A 15,254-nucleotide genomic window follows, 5' to 3' on the forward strand; every position below is an offset into this window, starting at 1 on the left:
ATGAAAGTAAAATCTCAAGAGGTTTATTTGATTTTGCACAATATACGTAGCGCCTACAATGTAGGTGCGATTTTTAGAACGGCCGATGCGGTTGGAGTTTCCAAAATTTACATTGGCGGTTATACGCCCACACCCAAAAATCCAAAAGTTACTAAAACTTCGCTCGGGGCGGAAAAATCAGTGGCTTGGGAAAAATATTTTAATACTTGGAAGCTGGTGGAGGAATTAAAATCAAAACAAATCAAAGTTGTGGCTTTAGAGCAATCAAAAAATAGTCGCGATTATCGCCAATTTAAACCTAAGTTTCCGTTAGCGGTTGTGGTGGGTAACGAAGTTAAAGGTATTTCGCCGAATATTCTTAAACGTTGCGATTCTGTTTGGCACATTCCTATGCGCGGCAAAAAAGAATCGTTAAATGTATCCGTGGCTACCGGTATATTTGTTTACCATTTAGCATGAGTCCTGCTATCGCAGGACTCATGCTAGGCGACTATTGAGGCTTCGCCTCGATAGTCGCCTAGTTACTAATTCCTTACAGGAAACCCCGAACAACTGAAGCGGCGGGTAGAGCCGCCGCGAAGGAAGTTCGGGGATGAATGCGCGTAGCACCGATTAGGTGCTACGCTGTCTTCATGAGAATCCGCAGTTTAAGTCACTGTGTCTATCAACACCAGTATCATATAGTCTGGGGTACCAAGTATCGTAGAAAGTTTCTCAAACATTACACCAAGCACGAATTCATCAAGAGCCTTTATATCACCATCGAGAAATACCCCACACTCTTCCTTCACACGGCTAACGTTTCAGAAGACCATGTTCATATTCAAATAGAAATACCACCAAGCATCTCTGTGGCCGTCGCTGTGCAAAAGTTAAAGCAGGAATCAAGTAGAACTCTAAAGAATAAGTTTAATTTCATCCAAAACATGTATATAGACGGCCACATCTGGAGTGTGGGGTATTTCTCCTCTACCATCGGACTTAACGAGGATACGATAAAGAAATATATAGAATACCAAAACAAGGAAGACCTACCCATACAACCTGAGTGTGGATTCTCATGAGACCAAAGGAAACCCCGCACAGAGTGCGGGGAGGAGGTCATTCAATTGTTAAACATCCAGTGTTTAACAATCTCAATTTGACAGACTTGATAATATGGCGAATACTCTTTAATAAGATGTTCTTTGATTTAAACTTCCACAAAGAGAGAATAGATATGGCAAGCGAGAGAATTCCAGTACCTGTAACTTTGAAAGAAAAACTCCTTCACTATGGAGAGATTCTTGATGACGACGATGAAGACACCATCGAAGCACGCAAATTCATTGAATTGATAAATATACGCAGGGAAAAAGGTTGCACCATCAAAGAAATACAGGATATGAGTTGTTTGATCAGTTCCATAGAAAGGCAAATAAAAGAAGGAGATTTAATCTTTGAATACGCAGAACGACTTAGGCAAAAAGGAATAAGTCCTTTAAGTCGAGAAGCTGATTCCGAGAAAATGTCGATTCTATTGGAGTCTGTTGGGAGTCCAGATCCAGAGATTCTTAGTGACTTCAATAAAACCTTAGATGTGGCCAGACTTTTAATGGAGCTTGGACGAAGGAAAAAACAGGAGGAAGGTAAAAATGAAAAGGCGCAGGGCCAGTCCCGAGGAGATTGACACTAGACTACGTCTCCTTCAAGCAGAGGTTGAAGAAGATAGAGTTGTGGGTGAATTGCTATGCGAGTTTATTGACAGAAGGAATCGGGGCGAGTTTGTTACTTCGGAAGAGATCCTTGCAAAAGCTCCATATCCCGAAGTTAAAAATAAACTTACTGAAGTGATTGCATTCGCCGATATACTTCTTGGCCCGTTTGAAGATGGTGAAGATATATAAAGCTGTCCGGCATTCTGTGTGGCTAGGGTCCCGTTTGGAAACGTAAGTAATGTTTCCAATTCCCCTCTAGCCATGAAATAGCTGGCAGCTAGGCCCGTTCAAAGAAAATCTTGAACGGGTTTTTAATTTCCATCTATATAAATTTTGGAATAAACATTTTGATTGCTATTATATTTAAATGAATCATAGGGTCTATTTAGATTATGCCGCGGCGACGCCATTGGATGTGCGGGTCAAACAATCAATGGATGAGTATCTTAAAAAAGGTGGAGCCCATTCGACATGCTCAGGGCAAGCTAATCCTTCGGGTTTGTATGAAGAAGGCCGAGAATCGCAAAGAGCTTTGAGTGAAGCCAGAAAAACTGTGGCGGGTTTTGTGGTCGCCAAACCGCACGAGATTATTTTTACATCTAGCACCACGGAATCTAACAATATTGCAATTTTGGGTGTGGCTATGGCGAATAAATCCAAGGGTATGCACCTAATTACTACAGAGGTGGAGCATGTTTCGGTTTTAAATCCATTTAAGCGTTTAGAAGAATATGGTTTTGAAGTAACGTATTTGCCGGTAGATGAATTTGGCAGAGTTTCGGCCGATCAAGTCAAAGAAGCTATTAGGCCAGATACTATTTTAGTTTCTGTTATTTTTGCTTCTAATGAGATTGGGACGATAAATCCTATCCGTGAAATTGGTCAAACGATTAAATTAATGAAGTCCTCCTACGCTAAAGCTTCGGAGGATAAAAAAAATGGGCTACCGTATTTTTTTACAGATGCGGCGCAGGCCGTGCCACACATCAAAATCAATACCGATAATTTGGGTATAGATTTAATGTCTTTTAGTTCTAGTAAAATTTATGGTCCGAAAGGTGCTGCGGCTTTATATATAAAATCTGGCACAAAATTAGCACCTATAATGTTGGGTGGTTCGCAAGAAAACAATCTGCGCCCAGGTACGCAAGATGTGGCTGGTATTGTAGGGTTTGCCGAAGCAATTAAAATAACTCAAACAGAAGGGGAAAAGGAAGATGGTCGGTTGGTGAAATGGCGTGATAGAATTATAAAAGAAGTTAAAGATGCTTTGCCCGAGGTTTTGTTAAATGGTTCTCTCCAAGAAAGACTAGCTAATAATATAAGTTTTTCTATTGCAGGTGTTAAAGGAGAAGAACTTGTTATGGCTATGGATGAGGCGGGTTTTGCCTTATCCACCCGCTCGGCTTGCGACACCAAAAATTCTACGCCGCCTCATGTTATTAAAGCTATCGGCCGTACAGATAGCGAAGCCTGGGGTACGGTGCGGATTACGCTCGGACGTTTTACAACAGAAAATGATGTAAACTTGTTTGTAGAGGCTTTTATAAAAGAAGTTAAGAAACTAAAGTCTAGAAGATAGAATGTAGATTCTGGAATGTGGTCCGAAACTACTTTCCACCTTCTATTTTCTAATATCTAAAAAACCATGCATAAACCAACCGAATTTAATTTAGGAGAACTAAATGGCATTTCGGCTAAAACCAATGAGATCCACGAGAAAAAACTGTACGCGGGTTATGTTAATAAAAGAAATGAGGTTGAAGAAAAGTTATCAAAAATAACTTCGGAAGAATTAACTGCGGGTAATCAGACTTATTCTTATTTACGCGGTTTAAAAGAAGGCGAAACATTTGCGGCCAACGGCATGATTTTGCACCAAATGTTTTTTAGTATTTTGGGTGGCAACGGTGATGTCTCAAACACAAAAATTTTAAATGCTATAGAAAAAGAATGGGGCAGTTTTGATAATTTTAAGGCGATGTTTACGGCTTCGGCCATGGCAGCGCGGGGCTGGGCTATTTTATGTTGGGATTTTTCCGATATGAAGCTTCACATCTATACAGCTGATGCCCAAAATCAAGGCGGGGTGTGGAATTGCGCCGTTCTGCTCAACGTAGATGTTTACGAACATGCTTATTTTATAGATCACGGTTTCGACCGCAAAGCTTACTTAGAATCTTTCTTTAAAAATATAAATTGGAGTAAGGTCGATCAGTTGTATGGTCAAGTAGCCAATATAAACCAATGAACATAGAAGTTGGAAAGAAATTACCAAATTTTATTGGCAAAACCCATCTTGGGCAAGATATTAACTTGGCTAAATTTTTTGGGGAAAATAACATTGTTTTATATTTTTATCCCAAAGACGATACGCCGGGTTGTACAGTGGAAGGCATAGAGTTTTCGCAACTTAATAAAGAATTTAAAAAACAAAATACTTTGGTTTTTGGTATGAGCCGCGATAGTTTGGATTCGCATACTAGGTTTTGTAATAAAAACAATATTCACTTGCCATTACTTTCCGATGTTAACGGGGAATATGGCAGAAAGTTGGGGCTATTAAAAGAAAGCGGCAGTTATATCAGAACAACTGCGTTAATAGGCCGCGATGGCAAAATAAAACATATTTGGGAGAATGTTAAAGCGAATGACCATGCTGCCGAAGTTTTAAGCAAGGTAAAGGAACTAGAACACAATGCTCAAAAGAAAATATCTTTAGGTAAAGATCTAGGTTCAACTCGCCGAAGTTATACTAAACCCGCCCAGAAATCTGCTTCGAAATCTAGATTTAAATAAGTTGTGTTATAATATAGTTAATTAAAACTTTTTATAAATATAAATAAAATGACCAAGAATTTCTTTGTTACTCTCACAGCCATCGCTGTTATGGCTACAGTCGGTTACGCCTCTTATACCAACGGCTCAATTACCGACTTAAGCCAAGTCATTAACAGTAAAGTCGAAAATCTAACATCTTCAGGCAGTAATTACTTGAGTGCTCTTGTAACTACTAAAGTAAAAGTGGTTGGCACTGCAGAACGTAAAACTAAGAACGAAGGTCCTAGTTTGAGCGTGTCTGTGGGCTCAACTCCCAAGGCTCAGACTATTCTAGCTGCAAGTAAGAATGTTTTGTTGGCTAATTATGTTTTAGATACGGGTAAATCGAATAAAGATTTGGTTGTGGAGTCAATGAAATTAACTCTTAGCTTTTCCAAAAATGCAAATCCAGATGACTTAATCAATTGTCGTTTGGGTGGGATTTCGGTTGAAGGTTTATTGTTGGGCTCAACTAGTAAGGAATTTGTTGTTCGTAATCTTGTTTTAACAAAAGGAATAAAATCGAGCCTGCCTTTAAATTGTGATATTGTTATAAACCCGAAATCTGTTCCTGGTTCTACTTTTGCTTGGGGCATAAAGGGCAAGGCGGATAGCGTGGTAGTGAAAGACGATTCAGGGACTGTATTTACGGCAAAAGTAGCTAACGCAAAAAATCATAATGCCACTATCCGTAATTCTGGCGAACTTAAAGTAATTTTAAACCCTGTTGCTTCTAAAGCCAGAAACATAAGTTGTGGATCCAGTATGCCTATGTCGGGCCTAAAACTTTCTGCAAAGTACGAAGATATTAACGTAAAGAGTCTTAGCTTTAAATTTAGTGGGTCTACCAGTGTAGATGTTGTTAAAAAAATTACTATTTACGATAACTTGGCCAATATTTTAGGCGAAGGGGTTTTTAGTGGGGGCAGTACAGGGTACGCTAGTACTAGTGCTAATCAAGCAAATATAACTTTAAATCAAGATTTTATTGTGCCTACAGTTGGAACTAAATCTTTGTACATAACAACGGAATTATCTAACGAACTGGTTTGTAAAAATGCTAAAGGAAAAACAGTAGCCATAGATTATAACGGAGTTACTAGTGCGGTGGGCGTGACTAGCGCTAGCACAATTACTTTGGTAGGTAAGGTTTCTGCTCCAAGAAATACCATAAGATAAAAAATTTAATTATTTAATAAAAATATATATGAACAAAAACTTTTTTCTCACGTTAACAGCCTTGGCTGTTATAATCACAATTGGTTATGCCGCCTACACCGACGGCTCAGTTACCGATCTAGGCAAAGTTATTAGTAGCAAAGTTGAAGGATTGACATTGGCTAGCAGTGATTATTTAGGTGCTGTTTTATCTACACGAAGAACGGCTACTTCTACTCCCAGAGGCGCAGGTTTTGCTACTTCAACCACCAAAGCGGCTGGGACAAGAGAAAGAAACTTACCGGGAACATTAAAGATTATTCCGATCAATTCTAAATATTTAAATACAGATGCTTCAGGGGTATCTATTTTAAAGTTTCAAATAACAGCACGGAAAGAAAACGATGATATTATAAAATATATTGACTTTGAAATAAAAGGTAAAGGACCCTACAAAGAAGGATATTATAGTTCGGGAGTGTATCTTGATGGGGCTGTTCGAGTGTTTACTGATAAAAATATGACAATAAGCAGCGGGCCGGGGGGCGGACTTACGCGCTTTGTTTCTATGAAAAAAGACAGGATGGTTATAAGGTTTGATGATAGTAGTAGTAATTATAATGGCGATTTGACAATTCCTGCTGGACAAACTCGTTTCTATATTTTGAGTACAAGAGTTATCCGTGACAATATTAATTCTCCACTCTCGGTTAGAATTCTCAAAATCGCCAGGTAGTTTTGCACAATTTGACTGGTATGTTGATTGCGATAGAATTGGGGCATGAGAGTAACTAAATGTGATTTGTGCAAAAAGAACATTAAAGGAGAACCAATTATAGCTGGTTATGGTTTTTGGCATCGTTCTGAATTGTGTCAACATTGCGGAATACCTGTTTTTGATTTTCTCAAAAATAATAAATTGGTAAAAGAGGATATCCAATTGAAAGTTCCTAAGAAAGGAAAATAATTTTATGCCAAAAAATACTAAAGTTAAAAAATATAAAAACAACCATGCTCGCCATTCTGGAGTTATTCTGGAGCGCATTGAAGGTAAGATTGATCTTCTAATTGATCAGCAAAATGGCATGAAAGAGAGTTTTGATGTTAGATTTGATTCTCAAGACGAACAAATTGATAAAATAGTTATAGATGTTAGTGTGATAAAATTAGATGTCGGTATGTTAAAAGAAGATATGAATGTCGTAAAAGAAGACTTGGGGTTTATAAAAAGCGAACTTAAGAAAAAGGTTGATTCGGAAAAATTTGCGGTGTTGGAGAGGAAGATTACAGCGAAGATTTGACTTTATAATTTATATATAGTATGCTAAAACCACGCTAAATGGCGTGGTTTTTAGATAGATCTTTAAAAAATGAATCAAACCCAAAACCACGTTTGACGTGGTTAACGAAAGGAGCCTGGCCATGTTGTATCGCATTTTTTTCACCCTCATGCTTTTCATCTGTCTGCCAACCAGCAATCTGCTGGCCGAAACGGAAAGTGTCAGTTGGGGCAGTATCAAGGCAGAGTTCTCGGATATACCGGTGGGGAAGTTAGTGGTGACCCAAGAGAAGGTTAGTGGTCAGCGGGAGCAGAATTATTCTCGAGATGCGCGTCTGCTCCCAGTTGTAATAGGTTTTTTGATTGAAGACAATGATTATTCCATTTTTAAGACAAATGTTGATGGAGAGACTACAGAGTGGCTTGATTTTATTCCAAGTATTTCTGGGCGTAAGAGTACAGTTACCATGCGAATTGGTTTCCAAAATGATGGTTGGAATGAAGTCAATCTGATTTCCTCAAAAGACGGATTACCTTCGCTATATTACAAAGTTGTTCTGGTTAGATATAACGTGAAGACTAGGGAAGAGAATATCCTGGAAGAGTGGTATGGTGTGCCTGTAAATAGAGGAAGTACAAATATGTTCTTGTTTGAAATTGGTCATGGTTGGAAGACGGTGACGAAAGATACATGTTGCGGTTGATTTCAACAAAAGCCCCAGCGGAAAAAACCGCTGGGGCTTTTTTATTTGATTTGATGGAAGTGGAACCGAGCTCGGCTCAGTGGAATTTCCATAGGGTTTGTTTTTGTTTAAGTTACTTGCCTGTAAATATTTTTTTGTATATTATAATATATATGACCACAAAAATGTTGTCAAAAATACAAACCAACCTAAGCCGTTATGCTGGCCAGTGGGTTGCTTTTGTAAATGGTGAAGTTGTGGCTAATGGCGAGACGTTGAAGGAACTCATGAAGAAAGTTAAAGACAAAAGTCCGGAGTTAAAGGTTTCCGTTTTTCGTGTTCCCAGAAAAGACGAAGGTCCTTATGTTCTAATTATTTTATGAGGCATGAGTTTCCCTACATAGAAAAAGATGGCCGGTATTTTCCGGTGGTGGAAATTACTTTGAATCATCAAGAAAAAGAAATAACTGTTAAGGCTCTGGTTGATTCCGGAGCTTCTTTTTCTGTTTTTAGTCCGGAAATTGCCGAGTATCTTGGCATTAAATTGGCTAAAGGGAAAAAAGTGTACCTAACCGGCATAGGTGGAAGAATATTAGGTTATATTCATAGCGTTGCGCTCACTTTAGGCAATAAAACTTTTCCCTGCAAAATTGTTTTTTCACCAGAGTTTAAGGTATCCTTTAATCTTTTAGGCCGAGATAACTTCTTTACGCCGTTCGTCATTAGTTTTATAGAAAAAAGAAAGAAGGTTGTTGTAGCCGATGTGATTTGACTTTATAATTTATATATAGTATACTAAAACCACGCTAAATAGCGTGGTTTTAGATAGATCTTTGAAAAATAAATTAAACCCTCAAACCACGTTTGACGTGGTTAATGAAAGGATTGATATGGCGCACTTTATTTTGGCGGTTCTGACGTCTTATTTCTTGGGATGTGGTAAGGAAAAGATTCTGAACTATCAAAGTGATGAAAAAGTTACAGCGGAAAAGTTGGTGGTTTCAAATGTTGCCAAAGGCAGTCGGGACAGACTGAATCAGCAAGAGACTGCCATATATGAATTGGCTAAGAAAAGGGTCGTGAGCTTGGTGTGCTATCGCGGTAGTCTTACAGGCTTTGCTTCAGGGTTTTTTATTAGTTCGAAGGGCCATATTTTGACGACAGCACATGCTGTCTACGACAACATGCTTAACATGGACTCTGATTGTGAGTGCGACGTGAGACAAGGGTCACCGGCGACAGTGATAGGTCGGGCCAAAGCTATTTTTGTCCCAAAAGCGTACAAAGAATTGCTTGGAGTGGGTAATGCTAGAGATGCAATACGTTATGATATGGCGGTTTTGGAAATGATCCCGCAGAGTTTTTCGGGAGAAGAAGTGTCTTTCTATAGTATTGATCCAGATTATAGATCATCCATAGGGCATGAAGTAATGATGTTTGGTTATCCATCAGAATACAAAAGTATAGATAGGAGATTTAATTCCCTGAATATGTTTCATGGCCTATCAAAGATAGAGAATCTAGATTATACATATGTTGTCGTGAACGAAACACAAATAGCTCAAGGGGGTTCTTCGGGGGGGGTGGTATTTGATGTGGTAGACAACAAGTTTGCCGGTCTTATCTTCGGAGTTAGCCATGGTAGTGATCCAATGAGAAGGATGCTCTATTCGCTGATTCCCTGGGCCATAAATTCAGTGATCTTTAACGAGACACAACAATCTCTGGATGAGTTTGTAAGAGATAGGGCAACAACTGTAGAGAATAAACCAAAGTCTGCATCTGAAGAGGGAGAGATATTATCAAACAATTTCTGGGTCGACTATTCCTGGAATTTGTTTCAGATCAGAGAGGGTGTCTCTTATGGACCATCATTATTTACCATCTACTTCATGAAAGACGGTACCGTTACAAGTGAACCTGAAGTAACGGTTATTCGTGAGAATAATCCAGACATGGTTTTTCTGGTAAACGGCAGTAGCAGGATTACCAAAACGGTTGAAAATAGCAGATGGATTCATGAACGATTTGCACTTGATGATTGGGAGGGGTCTGTGTATCTTCAGGCGGGAGATCACACCTTTCTTTTCCGTCTCGACGGAAATAAAGCAATGCCAGAATAAGTTTCTGGTTTCTAAGCACATTTTTACCCCCCAGCGGAAAATCCGCTGGGGCTTTTTTAATTAAGATAATACCGAGATAGCGATCGCTATCTCGGTATATGTTTGAGGGCTTTATATCATTTCTATGTCAATGTCGAATCAATATTGAAAATTCACTAGCGGGTTTTTTTCAAAAAGAATATAATCAAAATAAACCCAGTTCTTTAAAGGAGGCGGTTATGGCTAAAAAAAACAAAAATCCCGAAAGCCCCTGGACCAAAGAAAGTTGGCGAAGGGCCGGCAGGTCTTTCAGGAGACTTTTGCGAGTCCATGGCGAAGAATTTAAAAGACTGGCTAACGCTAGAACCTACAGAGATTTATATTTGGAAGACGGAATCAAGCCGCCTTGTTAATTTACACAGTCTGCGCTAGAATCTTTTCATAGATTTTTACGTTCTGCTTTTAACCCTTAGAAGGGGGATAGAGGATGGAATAGGACTGTGGAGAAATTAAAAGCCGCTGCGAGGTGTTTCTTCTAACATAAAAAAGAGGAACGTAGAAATCTTAAGGAGGGCGAACCTGCCCTCTTTTTTGTTTATTCCGCGCTTGATTTAGGGTGTTAAAATTGCTAGAATTTACCTATAGATTTATTCAAAATACACATGAGTCTTAAGCTTTTAAGAGCCGGTTTGGGTTCTGTTTTTTTCCTGTCTTTGGCTTCTTTAATAGCCGTTATTTTTTTGATAAACCCTTATAATGCCAATAGTTTAAATTTAGCACTTTTTTCGGGCGTGTTTTTTTTGTTATTTTTTAGCCTATTTTCGTGGTTTGGTTTTTATGTTAGAAAGAGGTTTGTTACAGAAAAGAGTTTAAATCGCATATTAAAAATGGCTTTTCGGCAAGGCGCTCTAGTTTCATTTCTAGCTGTAGTCTATTTGTGGTTGAGTCATTTTGGCTTACTAAAAATTTGGACGATTTTATTGGTCTTACTATTGGTATTTGGAATAGAGTATTATTTTTTAAATCTAGAAAATAGAAAGTGGATGGTAGAAGGTAGGGAATAAGAAAAAGATGTCCAAAAATTATGAAAATTTGGATGTATGGAAAAGAAGTATTAAATTAGCTAGCTTAATATACACTATAAGCAAAAAGTTTCCGCGAGCAGAGCTTTACGGATTATCTTCCCAGATTAGAAGAGCGGTTGTATCAGTTTCTTCTAATATTGCTGAAGGGTCAGCTCGAGGATCAAAAAAAGATTTTATTCGCTTTGTATCAATGGCTTTAGGTTCTTTGAGCGAAGTTGAAAGTCAGATTCATATAGCTTATGAATTACGTTATTTATCGGAGAACGATTTTAAAAAGGTTAAAGATGAATTAAAGGAAATTGGTAATTTGCTAGGAGGTTTTAAAAGATATCTACATTCTACTCTCTAATATCTAATAATCTAATCAATGAATATTGTTATAAAATCAGACGATGCTGAAGCTTTAAAAAAGGCACTAAATATAAAAACCGATGCCGAGAGTTTGCGCATAAGGCGTTTTTTAGATATGCCCGATCTGGCGCGCATGCCAGAAAGTCCCTTGGCCGAAATTGTGAAGCGCGTTAAAGAACTTGCTTTTTTTAAAAACTTTGACGATATAAATATTCCCGAAATTGTGCCAGCCAGCGTCTCGTTTGATCTTTTTAATTTCCCGCCCGACCATCCAGCTCGTTTAAAATCCGACACTTATTATGTGGACGACAAAAATATTCTCCGCACCCATGACACTGTTTTTTGGTATTATTATTTGAATCAGCCCGAAATAAAAGAACGAATTCAAAAGGGCGAAGCCTTGGGCGCTTTGTGTTATGGCAAAGTGTATCGTAAGGATGAAATTGACCGCCGTCATATGAATATTTTTCACCAGATGGGCGGTTGGTATATACAACCCGATAGCCAAGGCGTTCTTAAGCTCGATGATCTTAAAAAAGTACTTTCAGAGATTGTGCAAACTGTTTTTGGAGAAGATACCGAGCTTCGTTTTAATGTCGATACTTTTCCTTACACTGATCCCTCGCTTGAAATTGAAGTAAAGGTGGGTGAGGAGTGGGTTGAGGTGCTGGGTGGCGGTATGCCACGCCAAGAAGTGCTCGCCCAGATGGGGCTTACCGGCTACAATGGTTGGGCTTTTGGTTTTGGCTTAGAGCGCTTGGCTATTGTGAGTATGGATCTGCCCGATATTCGTTTGCTTTGGTCTAACGATGAACGGGTTAAGCGCCAACTTAAACTCGGCCATAAATTTAAAGAGGTTTCTAAGTTTCCTGCAATTGTACGCGATATTTCTTTTGTGGTTGATAAAACTTTTATACCCAATAATTATTTTGATTTAATTCGCGATAGGGGCGGCAATCTAGTTGAAGAGGTTAAGCTATTAGATAAATACGAAAACGCCGAAAAGTTTGGTGAGGGTAAGATAAGTTATACTTATAGAATTATTTACAGATCCAACGAACGAACCCTGACGACGGATGAAATTGACCCGATACAGGATAAAATTTACCAAGAAACAGCCGTGCAGTTTGGGGCGGATTTGAGGTAAGTGTTTGTCTGCGAACGTAAGTGAGCAGAAACAAACAGTTACCCCGCCCATAAAAAGAGATTGGAAAAATCATATGGAATTTTGTATAATTAGGAGTCAAAACATCACTGCTTATAGGCAGTTTTATTATGGGCGGGGTGCTCAATTTTGTGGTGAAATTTATTTCGCTACGCTCATAAATTTCAACAAAAATGGCAAATAATAACAACTATACCGCCAAAGACATCTATGTTTTAGAGGGTCTGGAGCCTGTTCGTAAAAGGCCTGGTATGTACATCGGCTCTACCGGTGTAGATGGTTTGCATCACTTAATTTGGGAGATTGTAGATAACTCCATGGATGAAGCTATGGCGGGGCATGCTAAAAATATTAGCGTTGTTATTGAATCCGAAAATAGAGTAAAAATAGATGACGATGGTCGAGGTATTCCAGTGGAGGTTCATAAACAAACAGGAAAATCTGCGCTGGAGACTGTTATGACTACTCTGCACGCTGGTGGAAAATTCGGCGGGGAATCTTACAAAATTTCTGGTGGTTTACACGGCGTAGGTGCTTCGGTGGTTAATGCTTTATCGGCCTATTTTAAAGTCGAAGTTTGCCGCGAAAGCGAACTTTGGGTGCAAGAATATAAACGGGGTGTGCCACTAGCTAAAGTTAAAAAAGTAGGCAAGTGCCGTCAAAACGGAACTACGGTTACTTTTGAACCCGATCCCGAAATTTTTAAAGAAATTAAATTTGATTATCAAAGAATTCTAGATCACTTACGCCAACAAACCTATTTAACTAAGGGTGTAAAAATTACAATTACCGATGCTAGGCTAAAGCCGGCTCAAAGCCATAGTTTTTATTTTGAGGGCGGGATTGTGGCTTATGTGCAATATTTAAACCGCAATAAAGTTAAAAAACAAGAAACAATTTATGCTTGCGATAAAATGGTAGATGGCATAAACGTTGAAGTGGCTTTTCAATATACCGAGGATTTTCAGGGCATAGAACAATCTTTTGCTAATAATATTCATACGCCAGAAGGCGGTATGCATTTAACCGGTTTTAGAACGGCGCTAACTAGAAACCTTAACGATTATGCTAGAAAAAATTCTTTCTTAAAGGATGCTGACGACAATTTAACCGGCGAAGACGTGCGCGAGGGTTTAACAACTGTAATTTCGGTAAAGATTAAAGAGCCTCAATTTGAAGGCCAAACTAAGGCCAAGCTGGGTAACCCTGAAGCCAGAACCTCGGTGGAATCGGCGGTGGCCGAAACCTTAGCGGAATTTTTGGAAAAAAATCCAACAGAGGCTAGAACAATTTTAGAAAAAACAATCATAGCCAAAAAGGCCCGCGAAGCCGCTAAAGCTGCCCGTGAAACCGTAATTAGAAAAGGCTTGTTAGATGGGTTGGCTTTGCCGGGAAAATTGGCGGATTGTTCTAACCGCGATCCTAGTGAATCCGAAATATTTATTGTGGAAGGCGATTCGGCCGGCGGTTCGGCTAAACAGGCTCGTAGCAGAATTTTTCAGGCTATTTTACCCTTGCGCGGAAAAATTTTAAACGTAGAAAAATCTCGTTTAGATAAAATGCTTTTAAATAAAGAAGTCAAAGCTTTGGTTATTGCTTTGGGCGCGGCTATTGCCGATGAATTTGATATAGAAAAAGTTAGGTATCATAAAATAATTTTAATGACCGATGCCGATGTAGACGGCGCGCACATTAGAACTTTGCTTTTAACTTTATTTTATCGTTATTTTCCCAAGATTATAGAACAAGGTTATTTGTATATTGCGCAACCGCCGCTTTTTAGAATTCAAAAAGGCAAAGATGTTAGATATGTTTATTCCGATGCCGAGAAAGAATCAACTGTAGCTCAAATGTTGAGTAGCAAAAGTTCTGTTTTGGCTGGCAAACAAAAATTAAAATTAAAAATAAAAATGCTGGGCGAAGAAGCTGGTGAAGAATCTTTAGAAGTAGAAAACGCAGAAGTCGGTGTTGGAGGTGAGACAGAAAAAATTTCCGGCGTTAATATACAGCGCTATAAAGGTTTAGGCGAGATGAACCCAGAACAATTATGGGAAACAACAATGGATCCGGCGGTAAGAGTATTAAAACAAGTAAGAGTAGCCGATGCTGAAAATGCCGATAAAATTTTTGATATTTTAATGGGTAGCGAAGTTGGTCCTAGAAAGCGATTCATCCAGACACATGCGAAAACAGTAAAGAATTTAGATGTGTAAATAAAATTCCTCCGACGTTATGTCGGAGGAAATGTTTTGCCGAAGTTTTTTAGATTTCAAACCGGTACCAAACTTCCCGGTGGGCGTTCGGGTTTGAATGTATACCCACGCCTCATTCGATCAAATTCCTCACGTACTTGAGGAAATTTTTGGGCAAGACCTTCAATGAACTGATTTTGTTTTTCTATCCGCTCTTTTAGATCTCTGTTTTCTCTGCGAAGTCTAGTGACTTCTTCTCTCATATTAGAGATTAACCACATGATAAGCCTCCTTTTTTGAAGGATTAAACTACATGGTATTGACATACAGTATGCCCTAGGTATATACTTAAAGTCAAGTAAGCCCGTAAGGGCTCTTTTTTTAAGGGCTTTGCCCAGACAATCCAAATAATCCGAATTTATCCCAATGCCCCAAATAAAATGCATTCATTAGGAGCATTAGGATACAATTTGTAGATTGGGATTATATTTTATGAACAAATTAACATCATATTTGAAAGATGTGCGCGTAGAATTGACTAAAGTTAATTGGCCGACCCGCGAACAAACAACCAGATATACCTTGCTGGTTATTGGTGTGTCTTTGGCAGTGGCTGTTTTTTTGGGAGGATTGGATTATGTGTTTTCGTTTATACTTAATAAATTTGTGTTATAAGTATGGTCCTACTTCGCTCCTTCGGAGCTTCGCAGGGCACATATTTG

The 15,254-nt window shown here is 38.8% G+C and carries 21 protein-coding genes; 20 read left to right on the plus strand and 1 reads right to left on the minus strand.

All coding sequences use genetic code 11. From position 1 onward, the window contains the following. The 19 genes from Q8Q95_00855 (at position 1) to gyrB (ending at position 14,553) form a co-directional block, all read left to right on the plus strand. Complete coding sequence (locus tag Q8Q95_00855; GenBank protein ID MDP3764151.1) at positions 1-459, plus strand: RNA methyltransferase; 459 nt, start codon at positions 1-3, stop codon at positions 457-459. Positions 460-1,219: 760 nt separating this feature from the next. Next, positions 1,220-1,669, plus strand: a complete 450-nt coding sequence (locus Q8Q95_00860; GenBank protein MDP3764152.1) for a hypothetical protein — start codon at positions 1,220-1,222, stop codon at positions 1,667-1,669. Further along, the gene (locus Q8Q95_00865) at positions 1,635-1,886 is read left to right on the plus strand and encodes a hypothetical protein (protein ID MDP3764153.1); all 252 of its coding nucleotides are present in this window, start codon (positions 1,635-1,637) and stop codon (positions 1,884-1,886) included. The genes Q8Q95_00860 and Q8Q95_00865 overlap by 35 nt, the downstream gene beginning before the upstream one ends. Positions 1,887-2,064: 178 nt before the next feature. Further along, positions 2,065-3,279, plus strand: coding sequence for a cysteine desulfurase family protein (locus tag Q8Q95_00870; protein ID MDP3764154.1), 1,215 nt, complete (start codon positions 2,065-2,067; stop codon positions 3,277-3,279). A 66-nt stretch (positions 3,280-3,345) separates the two neighbouring features. Beyond that, on the plus strand, positions 3,346-3,948 hold the full coding sequence (locus Q8Q95_00875) for a superoxide dismutase (GenBank protein MDP3764155.1): 603 nt from the start codon (positions 3,346-3,348) through the stop codon (positions 3,946-3,948). Then, positions 3,945-4,496 (plus strand): peroxiredoxin, encoded by a 552-nt coding sequence (locus Q8Q95_00880; protein ID MDP3764156.1) that lies wholly within the window; start codon positions 3,945-3,947, stop codon positions 4,494-4,496. Before Q8Q95_00875 ends, Q8Q95_00880 begins: the two co-directional genes overlap by 4 nt. A 48-nt stretch (positions 4,497-4,544) precedes the next feature. Further along, on the plus strand, positions 4,545-5,696 hold the full coding sequence (locus Q8Q95_00885; protein ID MDP3764157.1) for a hypothetical protein: 1,152 nt from the start codon (positions 4,545-4,547) through the stop codon (positions 5,694-5,696). A 28-nt stretch (positions 5,697-5,724) separates the two neighbouring features. After that, complete coding sequence (locus tag Q8Q95_00890; GenBank protein ID MDP3764158.1) at positions 5,725-6,411, plus strand: hypothetical protein; 687 nt, start codon at positions 5,725-5,727, stop codon at positions 6,409-6,411. Between the two features lie 45 nt (positions 6,412-6,456). Beyond that, the gene (locus Q8Q95_00895) at positions 6,457-6,642 is read left to right on the plus strand and encodes a hypothetical protein (GenBank protein ID MDP3764159.1); all 186 of its coding nucleotides are present in this window, start codon (positions 6,457-6,459) and stop codon (positions 6,640-6,642) included. Between the two features lie 4 nt (positions 6,643-6,646). Continuing rightward, the gene (locus tag Q8Q95_00900) at positions 6,647-6,976 is read left to right on the plus strand and encodes a hypothetical protein (protein ID MDP3764160.1); all 330 of its coding nucleotides are present in this window, start codon (positions 6,647-6,649) and stop codon (positions 6,974-6,976) included. A 121-nt stretch (positions 6,977-7,097) separates the two neighbouring features. Beyond that, positions 7,098-7,658, plus strand: a complete 561-nt coding sequence (locus Q8Q95_00905) for a hypothetical protein (protein MDP3764161.1) — start codon at positions 7,098-7,100, stop codon at positions 7,656-7,658. Positions 7,659-7,810: 152 nt separating this feature from the next. Then, entirely contained in the window at positions 7,811-8,020 is a 210-nt protein-coding gene (locus Q8Q95_00910; protein ID MDP3764162.1) for a DUF5678 domain-containing protein, read from the plus strand. Beyond that, positions 8,017-8,409 carry a retropepsin-like aspartic protease gene (locus Q8Q95_00915; protein MDP3764163.1) on the plus strand — a complete coding sequence of 131 codons (393 nt, stop codon included), beginning with the start codon at positions 8,017-8,019 and terminating at the stop codon, positions 8,407-8,409. The genes Q8Q95_00910 and Q8Q95_00915 overlap by 4 nt, the downstream gene beginning before the upstream one ends. Before the next feature lie 61 nt (positions 8,410-8,470). After that, a complete protein-coding gene (locus Q8Q95_00920; protein ID MDP3764164.1) occupies positions 8,471-9,760 on the plus strand; it encodes a serine protease in 1,290 nt (429 codons plus the stop codon). Between the two features lie 218 nt (positions 9,761-9,978). Beyond that, positions 9,979-10,152: a hypothetical protein gene (locus Q8Q95_00925; GenBank protein ID MDP3764165.1), complete on the plus strand. Its 174-nt coding sequence runs from the start codon at positions 9,979-9,981 to the stop codon at positions 10,150-10,152. 249 nt (positions 10,153-10,401) lie between these two features. Further along, entirely contained in the window at positions 10,402-10,803 is a 402-nt protein-coding gene (locus Q8Q95_00930) for a hypothetical protein (GenBank protein MDP3764166.1), read from the plus strand. Positions 10,804-10,810: 7 nt separating this feature from the next. Beyond that, a complete protein-coding gene (locus Q8Q95_00935; protein ID MDP3764167.1) occupies positions 10,811-11,173 on the plus strand; it encodes a four helix bundle protein in 363 nt (120 codons plus the stop codon). An 18-nt stretch (positions 11,174-11,191) separates the two neighbouring features. After that, a complete protein-coding gene (locus Q8Q95_00940) occupies positions 11,192-12,322 on the plus strand; it encodes a hypothetical protein (protein MDP3764168.1) in 1,131 nt (376 codons plus the stop codon). A gap of 191 nt (positions 12,323-12,513) precedes the next feature. Continuing rightward, positions 12,514-14,553, plus strand: a complete 2,040-nt coding sequence (gene gyrB / locus Q8Q95_00945; protein ID MDP3764169.1) for a DNA topoisomerase (ATP-hydrolyzing) subunit B — start codon at positions 12,514-12,516, stop codon at positions 14,551-14,553. 56 nt (positions 14,554-14,609) lie between these two features. Here gyrB and Q8Q95_00950 read toward each other — a convergent pair whose 3' ends face one another. Further along, positions 14,610-14,795 carry a hypothetical protein gene (locus Q8Q95_00950; GenBank protein MDP3764170.1) on the minus strand — a complete coding sequence of 62 codons (186 nt, stop codon included), beginning with the start codon at positions 14,793-14,795 and terminating at the stop codon, positions 14,610-14,612. 229 nt (positions 14,796-15,024) lie between these two features. Here Q8Q95_00950 and secE point away from each other — a divergent pair, with 229 nt between their 5' ends. Next, complete coding sequence (secE, locus tag Q8Q95_00955; protein ID MDP3764171.1) at positions 15,025-15,207, plus strand: preprotein translocase subunit SecE; 183 nt, start codon at positions 15,025-15,027, stop codon at positions 15,205-15,207. Positions 15,208-15,254: the final 47 nt, after the last annotated feature.

This window comes from bacterium (genome assembly GCA_030697795.1).
Lineage (GTDB): Bacteria > Patescibacteriota > Minisyncoccia > JACQLN01 > JACQLN01 > JACQLN01.

Bases quoted from the DNA above. Each gene is read 5' to 3' on its own strand.
- Q8Q95_00855 (MDP3764151.1), top strand. From the start codon at position 1: ATGAAAGTAAAATCTCAAGAGGTTTATTTGATTTTGCACAATATACGT.
- Q8Q95_00860 (MDP3764152.1), top strand. From the start codon at position 1,220: ATGGCAAGCGAGAGAATTCCAGTACCTGTAACTTTGAAAGAAAAACTC.
- Q8Q95_00865 (MDP3764153.1), top strand. From the start codon at position 1,635: ATGAAAAGGCGCAGGGCCAGTCCCGAGGAGATTGACACTAGACTACGT.
- Q8Q95_00870 (MDP3764154.1), top strand. From the start codon at position 2,065: ATGAATCATAGGGTCTATTTAGATTATGCCGCGGCGACGCCATTGGAT.
- Q8Q95_00875 (MDP3764155.1), top strand. From the start codon at position 3,346: ATGCATAAACCAACCGAATTTAATTTAGGAGAACTAAATGGCATTTCG.
- Q8Q95_00880 (MDP3764156.1), top strand. From the start codon at position 3,945: ATGAACATAGAAGTTGGAAAGAAATTACCAAATTTTATTGGCAAAACC.
- Q8Q95_00885 (MDP3764157.1), top strand. From the start codon at position 4,545: ATGACCAAGAATTTCTTTGTTACTCTCACAGCCATCGCTGTTATGGCT.
- Q8Q95_00890 (MDP3764158.1), top strand. From the start codon at position 5,725: ATGAACAAAAACTTTTTTCTCACGTTAACAGCCTTGGCTGTTATAATC.
- Q8Q95_00895 (MDP3764159.1), top strand. From the start codon at position 6,457: ATGAGAGTAACTAAATGTGATTTGTGCAAAAAGAACATTAAAGGAGAA.
- Q8Q95_00900 (MDP3764160.1), top strand. From the start codon at position 6,647: ATGCCAAAAAATACTAAAGTTAAAAAATATAAAAACAACCATGCTCGC.
- Q8Q95_00905 (MDP3764161.1), top strand. From the start codon at position 7,098: ATGTTGTATCGCATTTTTTTCACCCTCATGCTTTTCATCTGTCTGCCA.
- Q8Q95_00910 (MDP3764162.1), top strand. From the start codon at position 7,811: ATGACCACAAAAATGTTGTCAAAAATACAAACCAACCTAAGCCGTTAT.
- Q8Q95_00915 (MDP3764163.1), top strand. From the start codon at position 8,017: ATGAGGCATGAGTTTCCCTACATAGAAAAAGATGGCCGGTATTTTCCG.
- Q8Q95_00925 (MDP3764165.1), top strand. From the start codon at position 9,979: ATGGCTAAAAAAAACAAAAATCCCGAAAGCCCCTGGACCAAAGAAAGT.
- Q8Q95_00930 (MDP3764166.1), top strand. From the start codon at position 10,402: ATGAGTCTTAAGCTTTTAAGAGCCGGTTTGGGTTCTGTTTTTTTCCTG.
- Q8Q95_00935 (MDP3764167.1), top strand. From the start codon at position 10,811: ATGTCCAAAAATTATGAAAATTTGGATGTATGGAAAAGAAGTATTAAA.
- Q8Q95_00940 (MDP3764168.1), top strand. From the start codon at position 11,192: ATGAATATTGTTATAAAATCAGACGATGCTGAAGCTTTAAAAAAGGCA.
- gyrB (MDP3764169.1), top strand. From the start codon at position 12,514: ATGGCAAATAATAACAACTATACCGCCAAAGACATCTATGTTTTAGAG.
- Q8Q95_00950 (MDP3764170.1), bottom strand. From the start codon at position 14,795: ATGAGAGAAGAAGTCACTAGACTTCGCAGAGAAAACAGAGATCTAAAA.
- secE (MDP3764171.1), top strand. From the start codon at position 15,025: ATGAACAAATTAACATCATATTTGAAAGATGTGCGCGTAGAATTGACT.